7 protein-coding genes are annotated in these 8,199 nt (G+C 61.7%); all 7 read right to left on the bottom strand.

Features of this window, described 5'->3' with window-relative positions:
• Positions 1-226: 226 nt before the first annotated feature.
• The 7 genes from GUY40_RS12145 to ispG all read right to left on the bottom strand — a co-directional run bounded on the left by GUY40_RS12145 (position 227) and on the right by ispG (position 8,196).
• The gene (locus tag GUY40_RS12145) at positions 227-1,018 is read right to left on the bottom strand and encodes an amidohydrolase (RefSeq protein WP_166569188.1); all 792 of its coding nucleotides are present in this window, start codon (positions 1,016-1,018) and stop codon (positions 227-229) included.
• Positions 1,006-2,154 (bottom strand): pyridoxal phosphate-dependent aminotransferase, encoded by a 1,149-nt coding sequence (locus tag GUY40_RS12140; protein WP_166569187.1) that lies wholly within the window; start codon positions 2,152-2,154, stop codon positions 1,006-1,008. Before GUY40_RS12140 ends, GUY40_RS12145 begins: the two co-directional genes overlap by 13 nt.
• A gap of 198 nt (positions 2,155-2,352) precedes the next feature.
• Complete coding sequence (der, locus tag GUY40_RS12135) at positions 2,353-3,816, bottom strand: ribosome biogenesis GTPase Der (RefSeq protein WP_166569186.1); 1,464 nt, start codon at positions 3,814-3,816, stop codon at positions 2,353-2,355.
• Positions 3,817-3,935: 119 nt separating this feature from the next.
• Positions 3,936-5,078 carry an outer membrane protein assembly factor BamB gene (gene bamB, locus GUY40_RS12130; protein ID WP_166569185.1) on the bottom strand — a complete coding sequence of 381 codons (1,143 nt, stop codon included), beginning with the start codon at positions 5,076-5,078 and terminating at the stop codon, positions 3,936-3,938.
• 1 nt (position 5,079) lies between these two features.
• Entirely contained in the window at positions 5,080-5,721 is a 642-nt protein-coding gene (locus tag GUY40_RS12125; RefSeq protein ID WP_166569184.1) for a tetratricopeptide repeat protein, read from the bottom strand.
• A 39-nt stretch (positions 5,722-5,760) separates the two neighbouring features.
• Positions 5,761-7,050: a histidine--tRNA ligase gene (gene hisS, locus GUY40_RS12120; protein WP_166569183.1), complete on the bottom strand. Its 1,290-nt coding sequence runs from the start codon at positions 7,048-7,050 to the stop codon at positions 5,761-5,763.
• Positions 7,051-7,086: 36 nt separating this feature from the next.
• On the bottom strand, positions 7,087-8,196 hold the full coding sequence (gene ispG, locus GUY40_RS12115) for a flavodoxin-dependent (E)-4-hydroxy-3-methylbut-2-enyl-diphosphate synthase (RefSeq protein ID WP_166569182.1): 1,110 nt from the start codon (positions 8,194-8,196) through the stop codon (positions 7,087-7,089).
• Positions 8,197-8,199: the final 3 nt, after the last annotated feature.

The raw sequence follows: 8,199 nt of genomic DNA, 5'->3' as shown, positions 1-8,199 counted from the left end.
CCGCGATGGGCTGCGAAGCGGCCCCGGCGATTCTGAAATCACCTGCACTCGCTGGCTCAATCACAGATGCCAATGGCCTCCGGGGCCGCTGCGCGGCCCATCGCGGCCAGGTCCGCTCCTACATGGATTTCGGCGCTTCATCCCTTAACTGACCGGCATTGAGGCAAGCCTGGCTCCTACTGGATTGTGGAGCAGGGCTTGCCCGCGATGCTTTTAATGCCATACCTCAATGCAGCTCGAAGGTATCGGCATCCAGGTTGGCCGGGAAGCGGGTCCGGTACGCCGCCAGTTCCGCAGCGCTCAGGCAGACCTGGAACACCCCATCGGCCTCCCCCGCGCTCAGCAGGCTCTCACCCTGGAAATCCAGTACCTGACTATCGCCGGTATAGGCAAAGCCTTTTCCATCGGTCCCGACGCGGTTGACCGCCGCCACATAGCAGAGGTTTTCAATCGCCCGGGCCGGCAGCAACCGGTTCCAGTGCAAGCGGCGAGCACCAGGCCAGTTGGCGGTGTAGAGGATCAGGTCGGTGTCCTGGGCGTCACGACTCCAGACCGGGAAGCGCAGGTCATAGCAAATCAGCGGACGAATCCGCCAGCCCTTGAGCTCGAACTGAACCTGACGCTCACCGGGCGTGTAGTGCTTGTGCTCGCCCGCCATGCGAAACAGGTGCCGCTTGTCGTAGTGCAGCAACTCGCCATCCGGGCGCGCCCAGAGCAGGCGGTTGCGGTGGCTGCCGTCGGCGGCCTGAATGATCACACTGCCGGTGACCACGGCATCCAGCTTTTTGGCCTGGGCTTTCAACCATTTGGAGGTCGGGCCATTTTCAGGCTCCGCCAGGTCTTCGGAGTTCATGGAAAAACCGGTGGTGAACATCTCCGGCAGGATAATCAGATCCGCCCCACGCGCCTGCTCCAGCAGACCCTCGAAGTGTTCAAGGTTGGCGGTGCGATCGTGCCAGGCCAAGGTGGTTTGAATCAACGCCAGGTTCAGGTTTGGCAAACTGCTCAGATCGCGCATAGTTTTTCCGCTGCTTCTCGCAGCGTCTCCTCGCGTTTGGCGAAACACAGGCGGACCAGACGCTGGTCAGCAACGGGCTGCTGGCAGAACACGGAAACCGGAATGGATGCCACACCGTGCTCACGGGTCAGCCAAAGGGCCATGTCGACATCGCTCAGGTCAGGGCGAATCGCCGAATAATCCACCAACTGGAAGTAGGTGCCCGGGGTGCGCTTGAAGGTAAAACGCGACGAATCGAGCAAATCGCAGAACAGGTCACGCTTGGCCTGGTAGAACGCCGGCAACGCCTCGACATGCTCCGGGTGCGCCGCCATGAAGTCGGCCAGCCCCCACTGCAACGGCGTCACACCACAAAAACTGACGTACTGGTGAACCTTGCGCAGCTCGACGCTCAAGGCCGGGGGCGCCACCACGTAACCGGTCTTCCAGCCGGTGACGTGATAGGTCTTGCCGAATGAGCTGACCACGAAGGCACGCTGATAAAGCTCGGCATGCGCCAGCACGCTCACGTGAGGCAGGCCGTCGTACACCAGATGCTCGTAGACCTCATCACTGATCAGGTAGATATCGCGGTTGGCGATCAATGCCGCCAACTGGTCGAGTTCGGCGCGGGTAACCAACGCACCGCTGGGATTGTGCGGGGTATTGAGGATGATCATCCGCGTGCGCGGGCTGAGCGCTTGCTCAAGTTTTTCCCAGTCGATGGCGAAATCCGCCGAACCCAGCTGAACGTGCACGCAACGACCGCCAGCAAGCTCCACCGAGGGTTCATAGCTGTCGTAGCACGGGTCGAAGACGATGACTTCGTCACCGGCGCGGATCACCGCCTGAATGGCGCAGAAAATCGCCTGGGTGGCGCCGGGCGTAATGGTTATTTCGGTATCGGCGTTGACCGTTACGCCATAGCTGCGGGCGATCTTGGCCGCCACCTGCTCGCGCAGGGCCGGCAAACCGGTCATGGGTGAATACTGATTGTGGCCTGCATTGATGTGCGCCGCCACGGCGTCGCGCAATGCTTGCGGCCCGTCGAAATCGGGGAAGCCCTGGGACAGGTTCAGCGCACCGGTTTCAACGGCAAGCTGGGACATGCGGGTGAAGATGGTCGTGCCGACATTCGGCAACTTACTGCTGATCATGGGCCTTTCCTGCAAGACACCCGGCTCACTGCGGCGCGGGGGAGTCCTGGAGCATAGCCGCTGGGCAAAAGGCGCTGCAAGGCCTGGTGTAGGAGCGGACCTGGCCGCGATGGGGCGCGCAGCGGCCCCCGGGGCTGCTCCGCAGCCCAGCGCGGCCAGGTCCGCTCCTACAAGGCACCAGTAGCAGCGTATACAGAATCAGCGCTTGTCGCGGCGCTTTTTCTCGGCCTTTTTGTGGTGCGACATCAAACGACGCTTCTTGTTAACCTGGCGGTCGGTCAGCGTGTTCTTGTTGCCTTCGTACGGGTTCTCACCGCCCTTGAATTCGATGCGGATCGGCGTGCCGACCAGCTTCAACACCCGGCGATAGGTGTTTTCAAGGTAACGGACATACGACTTTGGTACTTTCTCGACCTGGTTGCCGTGGATCACGATCAGCGGCGGGTTGGCGCCACCCAAGTGAGCGTAACGCAGCTTGATCCGGCGACTGTTGACCATCGGCGGCTGGTGCTCGCCGACGGCGTCTTCGAGGATCTGGGTCAGGCGGCTGGTCGGCCAGCGAGTGATCGCCGACTTGAACGATGCCTGCACCGATTGATACAGGTTGCCCACACCCGTGCCGTGCAGCGCCGAGATGAAGTGGATGTCAGCGAAGTCGACGAAGAACAACCGGCGTTCAAGCTCGGTCTTTACGTAGTCGCGCTCGCCTGGCTGCATGCCGTCCCATTTGTTCAGGGCGATGACGATGGCGCGACCGGCTTCCAGGGCGAAGCCCAGCAGGTTCAGGTCGTGATCGACCACCCCTTCCCGGGCGTCCATGACGAAGATCACCACGTTGGCGTCTTTGATCGCCTGCAGGGTTTTGACCACCGAGAACTTTTCAACTTCCTCGTGGATCTTGCCGCGCTTGCGCACACCGGCGGTGTCGATCAGGGTGTACTTCTCTTCGTTACGCTCGAAGGGAATGTAGATACTGTCGCGGGTGGTGCCAGGCTGGTCATAAACGATTACCCGATCTTCACCGAGCATGCGGTTGACCAGGGTCGACTTGCCGACGTTCGGGCGGCCGATGATGGCGATCTTGATGCCATCTTTTTCACTCGGGCCAGGAATGCGGACCTGTTCTTCACCTTCGGCAACGTTGGCGCCGAGGTCTTCTTCCTCGACGTCACGCGGGAACTCGCTCAGGGCGGCTTCCAGCAGGGCGTTGACGCCACGGCCTTGCGCACCGGCAACACCAATGGCGTGGCCCATGCCCAATGGCGCGAACTCGGCGCGGGCCATTTCCGGATCGATGTTGTCGATCTTGTTGGCCACCAGCAACGAGCGTTTGTTGCGCTTGCGAAGGTGCTCGGCAATCATCTGGTCGGCGGCGGTGAAACCGGCACGGGCATCGACCAGGAACAGCACCACATCGGCTTCTTCAATGGCCAGCAGCGACTGCTCGGCCATTTTTTCGTCCATGCCGTGCTCGTCACCGGAAATGCCGCCGGTGTCGACCAGAATGTAGGAACGCCCTTGCCAGCGCGCCTCACCGTATTGGCGATCACGGGTCAGACCAGACAGGTCCCCGACGATGGCGTCGCGGGTCTTGGTCAGGCGGTTGAACATGGTGGACTTGCCGACGTTCGGTCGACCCACCAAGGCGATTACGGGAACCATGCGGCTCTCCACTGCGTTATTTCAGAAAATACAAAAGCCGCTGCACTGCAGCGGCCTGAGTTCGAAGCGGCACCCCAGGGTGCCGCAGCCCAAGGCCAATACTGGCCTCAAGCATAGACTCAGCGAATGGTCAGCGCTTCGAGCTTGCCGCTGTTACCAAACACATAAATCATGTCGCCCACCACCAGCGGGCGTGCGCGCAGGCCATCGCTGTCGATGCGCTCACGGCCGACAAAGCGGCCGTCCACCTGGCTGAGCAGGTGCAGGTAGCCTTCCAGATCACCGACGGCGACGTAGCTGGAAAACACTTCCGGTGCCGACAGCTGGCGACGAGCCAGCGAGTCGTTGCTCCACAGTGCGGTGGACGAGCGCTCGTCGATCCCTTCGACAGTGCCCGATGCCGCACTCACGTAAACACTACCGAACCCCTGGGCAACGCCCACGTAGCTGGAAGCATCCTTCTGCCACAGGACCCGGCCGCTTTCCAGCTCCAGGCCCGCCACGCGGCCCTGATAGGTGGAAACGTACAGGACACCCCCGGACAGCAGCAAGCCACCGTCGATGTCGACGACCCGATCAAGCTCCGAACGGCCTTGCGGAATGGCAATCCGCTGTTCCCAGACCGGCACGCCGTTCTGGGTGTCCAGCGCGATGACCTTGCCAGTCGACAGGCCAGCAACGGCCAGACGGTTGGTCACGATCGGCGCGCCAGTACCGCGCAGGGTCAGCACCGCAGGCGTGCTTTCGTAGATCCAGCGCTGGCTGCCGGAAGCGGCGTCCAGGCCGATGATACGGTCATCCTGGGTTTGCACCACGACCACATCACCGTTGGTGGCAGGCGGGGCCAATACTTCACTCGTGACCCGAGCCTTCCACTTCTGCTCGCCGGTGCTGGCATCCAGGGCAATCACTTCGCCCTTGAGGGTACCGAGCAAGACCATGCCGTAGCCGACGCCGACTGCACCAGAAACCGGCAGTTCGAGGTCTTTCTTCCAGGCCACGTCACCGTTCATGCGATCCAGCGCCATGACCACGCCCGTTACATCTGCGGCGTAGATACGGTCGTTCTCGACCGCCGGAACCAGCATGTTGAAGGTTTCACCCTGACCGTCACCGATCGAGCGACTCCATTGCTTCTTGAGCACCACTTCTTCGTTGAAGGAGGTCAGTTCGGCAGGAGGCAGTTCCTTTTTGCTGTTACTGCTGCAACCCACGGCCATAACGGCCAGGGCCAGCACTGCTGCTTGTTTCCAACCGATCACGTCACGCGTCCCCTTTGGCCAGGTCGTCGAGCTTGAGTTGCAGGCTACCTACCGCGGCGTCATCCGACAGTGCGGCCTTGGCGTTCTTGTAGGCCGCATAGGCTTCGTCGCTGCGGCCCAGTTGCACCAGCAGGTCGCCCTTGAGCTCTTCACGGCTGGCCTGGAACGCCTTGTCGGCATCGCCTTCCAGCAGTTTCAGGGCCTCTTCAGCCTTGTTCTGCGCAGCCATGACACGGGCCAGGCGCTGACGGGCAATCTCGCCCAGGGTAGCGTCGGCCGGCTTGTCGAGGATGGTCTTCAATTCTGCGGCGGCGTCGGCCAGCTTGCCGGTATCGACGGCCACCTTGGCCACGAACAGGCCGGCGTACTGCGCGTATGCCGAGCCACCGTATTCGCTCTTGAGCTTGCCGGCCAGTTCCGCGACCTTGCCCGCGTCGGGCTGGCCGGTCGGGGTCAGGGTCGTTTCCAGCAAGGCCTGATAAAGGTTCGATGCGCCCTGGGATTGATTGCCCTGGTACTTGTGCCAGGCATTCCAGCCAAGCACGACCACTGCCGCGAGCAAGACGCCGGTCGCCAGGGGCTTGCCGTTACGCTGCCACCAGTCCTTCAACGACGCCAGCTGTTCATCTTCGGTACTCGACACCCCAATACTCCTATTCGCTTAATCGGCTGTTAGCCAGCTTCAACCCTGCACGACGCAGGTCGCCAGGTGCTCGGCCAGAGCATCCCAGGCAATGTTTTGTTGTTCGCCCTGGCCACGCAGGGGTTTGAAACCTACCACTTGTTGCGCCAGTTCGTCGTCCCCCAGGATCAAGGCGTAGAGCGCACCGCTCTTGTCTGCCTTCTTGAACTGGCTCTTGAAGCTGCCGGCACCGGCATTGACCTGCAGGCGCAGGTTCGGCAGTGCGTCACGCAGGCGCTCGGTCAATGTCAGCCCGGCGAGTTCGGCCTGCTCGCCGAAGGCGCACAGGTAAACGTCCACCTGGCGGGCAATCGACTCAGGGATCTGCTCAAGGGTTTCCAGCATCAGGATCAAGCGCTCGATACCCATGGCGAAACCAACGCCCGTGGTCGGCTTGCCGCCCATCTGTTCGACCAGGCCGTCATAACGGCCGCCGGCACACACGGTGCCCTGGGCACCCAACTTGTCGGTGACCCACTCGAATACGGTTTTGCTGTAGTAATCCAGGCCCCGGACCAGTTTGGGGTTGATCACGTAAGGAATGCCGGCGGCGTCCAGGCGAGCCTTCAGGCCGTCGAAGTGCAGGCGCGATTCCTCGTCGAGGTAGTCGGCCAGTTTCGGCGCATCGATCAGCAATGCCTGGGTTTGCTGGACCTTGGTGTCGAGGATACGCAGCGGGTTGCTGGTCAGGCGGCGCTTGCTGTCTTCATCCAGCAGCTCGATACGCTCGTTGAGGTAGCTGACCAGTGCATCGCGGTAGCGACCACGGGCCTCGCTGGTGCCCAGGCTGTTGAGCTCCAGCTTGACTGCGTCACGGATGCCCAGCTGGCCCCAGAGACGCCAGGTCAGCGCGATCAGCTCGGCGTCGATGTCGGGACCGTCGAGGTTGAACACCTCCACGCCGATCTGATGGAACTGGCGGTAACGGCCTTTTTGTGGACGCTCATGGCGGAACATCGGGCCGATGTACCAGAGTTTCTGGACCTGGCCACCGCCGGTGATGCCATGCTCCAGCACGGCACGCACGCAGGCGGCCGTCCCTTCAGGACGCAGGGTCAGCGAATCGCCGTTGCGGTCCGCGAAGGTGTACATCTCTTTTTCGACGATATCGGTCACTTCACCGATCGAGCGCTTGAACAGCTCGGTGAATTCGACGATCGGCATGCGGATCTGGCGGTAGCCGTAGTTGTCCAGCAGGCCAGCCACGGTGCTTTCGAAATAGCGCCACAACGGGGTCTGCTCGGGCAGGATGTCATTCATGCCCCGGATGGCTTGCAGAGATTTGCTCACAGAAAATCCTTAGCGATTCTTATAACAGCGTGGTCATTAGCCGCGGGCGATCAGCGCCGCGTCGGCTTCGACCTTTTCGGCCGCCTTCTGCCGGATGAGCTTTTCCAGCTCGTCCACCAGGTTGTCGTTGGTCAGTTTTTGCGCTGGCTTGCCGTCGATGTAAATCAGGTTGGGCGTGCCACCGGTCAGGCCGACATGGGCCTCCTTGGCTTCACCCGGCCCGTTCACGACGCATCCGATCACCGCCACATCCAGTGGCACCAGCAGGTCTTCCAGGCGCCCTTCCAGCTCATTCATGGTCTTGACCACATCGAAGTTCTGCCGCGAGCAACTCGGGCAGGCGATGAAGTTGATGCCACGCGAACGCAGGTGCAGGGACTTGAGGATGTCGTAGCCAACTTTCACTTCCTCGACCGGGTCAGCCGCCAGCGAGATGCGAATAGTATCGCCAATCCCGTCGGCAAGCAGCATACCGAGGCCGACGGCGGATTTCACCGTGCCGGAACGCAGGCCACCGGCTTCAGTGATGCCCAGGTGCAGCGGCTGGATGATCTGTTTGGCCAGCAGGCGGTAGGCTTCGACCGCCATGAACACGTCGGAGGCCTTGACGCTGACCTTGAAGTCCTGGAAATCCAGGCGATCAAGATGCTCGACATGGCGCAGGGCCGACTCGACCAGCGCGGCCGGGGTCGGCTCGCCGTATTTCTTTTGCAGGTCCTTTTCCAGGGAGCCGGCGTTCACACCGATGCGGATCGGGATACCGCGGTCGCGGGCGGCATCGACCACGGCCCGCACACGGTCTTCACGACCGATGTTGCCCGGGTTGATACGCAGGCAATCCACGCCCAATTCGGCAACGCGCAGGGCGATGCGGTAATCGAAGTGAATGTCGGCTACCAGCGGGACGGACACCAGTTGCTTGATCTTGCCGAAAGCTTCTGCCGCGTCCATGTCCGGTACCGAGATCCGAACAATGTCGACACCGGCATCCACCAGACGATTGATCTGTGCGACGGTCGCGGCGACATCGTTGGTGTCGGTATTGGTCATGCTCTGGACCGCGATGGGCGCATCGCCACCAACCGGAACATTGCCTACCCAGATTTTCCGCGACTCACGACGCTTGATTGGAGATTCACCGTGCATGAC

It is taken from the genome of Pseudomonas sp. R5(2019) (genome assembly GCF_009905435.1).
Classification (GTDB): Bacteria; Pseudomonadota; Gammaproteobacteria; order Pseudomonadales; family Pseudomonadaceae; genus Aquipseudomonas.
The sequence above is the reverse complement of the archived record's forward strand: the minus strand, read 5'-3'. Positions and strand labels throughout refer to the sequence as shown.